The organism is Thermococcus sp. ES12 (assembly GCF_012027515.1).
Taxonomy (GTDB): Archaea; Methanobacteriota_B; Thermococci; order Thermococcales; family Thermococcaceae; genus Thermococcus; species Thermococcus barossii.
This window is the reverse complement of the sequence record NZ_SNUP01000127.1, coordinates 1-397: the sequence shown is the minus strand read 5'-3', so window position 1 is coordinate 397 and position 397 is coordinate 1. Positions and strand designations below refer to the sequence as shown.

Genomic DNA, 397 nt, shown 5'->3' with positions numbered 1-397 from the left:
TTCTCTTGCCAAACAAGAGAGTGGTGAGTGTTGAATACCCAAAGGGCACTAATTTTGAAAGGGGATATCGGCTTGCGAGGGGATTGTAATGAGGTTGCTTAGGTTCGGACCTTCAATTTTGTTTTTGAGAACTTCTGATATTAAAAAGACAGAAGAACAGATTTCTAGAATATTTGGAGTTTCTAAAACATCAGCCAATGAGGCATTGAGAGAAAGCGGAGAGTTTGAGACTATTTTATTTATTACAGGCATTGAAGAAAAGAAAACAATACCTCATGAGGATGCGTTCTTAATAAAAAAGAGGGCTCCTCTTGTTTTAAAAGAGATTTTGAATCGTGGCATTCCCATTGAGAGGGTAGATGTGGAATGTGCTATTTTGCTGATGAGGATACCAAAA

The 397-nt window shown here is 37.8% G+C and carries 1 pseudogene; it reads left to right on the top strand.

Going from position 1 to position 397, the window contains the following annotated elements:
- Nucleotides 1–88 precede the first annotated feature (88 nt).
- A pseudogene (locus E3E37_RS11390) lies at nt 89–397 on the top strand (hypothetical protein); the annotation flags it as partial.